This is a genomic window from Blautia sp. MSK18_10, from assembly GCF_020553185.1.
GTDB lineage: Bacteria > Bacillota > Clostridia > Lachnospirales > Lachnospiraceae > Blautia_A > Blautia_A wexlerae.
Genome location: NZ_JAJCGT010000099.1, coordinates 1 through 1702 on the forward strand (window position 1 = coordinate 1; position 1702 = coordinate 1702).

Genomic DNA, 1702 nt, shown 5'->3' on the forward strand with positions numbered 1-1702 from the left:
ACTTAAATGTATTTTTAACTTCCAGTTGGCAAGAGTAAATTCCAGTCTCATAGAAATTACTTCTGCACATATATATTGTCATTGATGACCATTGCTATGTATACTGTACTTGCAACTGATTGCCTGCCTGTGCAGATTGGAGATAAATATGAATAATAAAGGCAATCGGAAACATTTAACATTTGAGCAGCGTGTTGAGATTGAAAAAGCTCTTACTGAGAATAAAAGCTTTGCTGAAATTGGAAGAATCATAGGCAAAGATTCCTCAACAATATCTAAGGAAGTACGTCTTCATGCACGTGTCAAAGAGCGTCCGGATCCGGGTTATACCAATCCTCCCTGCATTCATCGAAAAAAATGTAAAATGACCTGTCTCTGTGATGAGCAATGTGGAACTATGTGTAAAATCTGTAAAAAGCAAAATATGCGTTGTATAGATGTATGTCCTGCATATGAAACGGCGGAATGTGAGAAGCTTAAAAAGCCGCCATATGTATGTAATGGATGCGCTAAAAAAAGCCATTGTCTCATGCCAAGAATGTTTTATTCTTCCAAGTATGCTCATGATGAATATCGCAGTGTGCTTGTTGATAGCAGAGTTGGTATCAATCAGACTCCCGAAAGTATTCAGTCCATGAACGATTTACTGGTCCCACTGATCAGGGATAAACACCAGTCCATCGGACACATTTATGCTACCCACGCAGAGGAATTAGGCTGCTCCAGAAGAACACTTTACTCTTACATTAATGATTGTGTATTTGATATCCGCAATGGTGATTTAAGACGTTCTGTGCGCTATAAAAAGCGCAGGAAACCTACGAAGGCAGGATCAAAAGACCGTTCTTACCGCCAAGGTCATAACTACGAAGATTTTCAGGATTATATGAAGGAACATCCAGATACCAATGTCGTGGAAATGGACTGTGTGGAAGGTAAGAAAGGCGAAAGCAGATCTATCTTGACCTTTACATTCCGCAACTGCAATCTTATGCTCATGTTCCTTTTGGAATATCAGGATCAGGAATGCGTCCTGGAGGTCTTTGTATGGCTGGAAACAGTTTTGGGACAGGAGGCATTCAAAAAGCTTTTTCCAGTGATCCTCACGGATGGAGGTTCTGAATTCTCCGCCCGAAAAGAGATGGAAGAATTCTGTGACGGAAGTAAAAGTACTACTGTCTTTTACTGTGATCCATACAGCTTTTGGCAAAAAGGTGCCTGTGAAAAGAATCATGAGTATATCCGCTATATATGTCCGAAAGGCAGTTCATTCGCTAATTTAAATGACGATAAAGTCAGGCTTATGATGAATCACATAAATAACGAAAAAAGAGACAGTTTTAATGGACACAGTCCATATGAACTCTCTCTTTTACTCTTGGACAACAAGCTGCATAAATCATTAGGATTAAAGGCAATCGAACCTGATGACGTTATGCTTAGTCCGAAACTTATAAAATAAAACAGTAAAGCACAGGCAGATTTCACTGCACCAGAATTTAGTCTTACACATAAGGCATGTGGAATTTAGTCCTGCATACTATTTTCAGATGCCCATTTAGCATGTAAAAAAACATTAAAACTGGGTGCTTATGGACTCATTATAAAGCAAATATATGAATTTGTTAAGACGTAAAGTGGAAATTAATCCTGCAGAATTACAGGGATAATCCACAGCTGGAAATTAGTTTTTCATTTAAGT

Annotated in this window: 1 protein-coding gene; it reads left to right on the forward strand. The window is 38.5% G+C overall.

The genetic code is table 11. From position 1 onward, the window contains the following. Positions 1–148: 148 nt before the first annotated feature. On the forward strand, positions 149–1462 hold the full coding sequence (locus tag LI074_RS16955) for an IS30 family transposase (RefSeq protein WP_070100684.1): 1314 nt from the start codon (positions 149–151) through the stop codon (positions 1460–1462). The last annotated feature ends 240 nt before the right edge of the window (positions 1463–1702 follow it).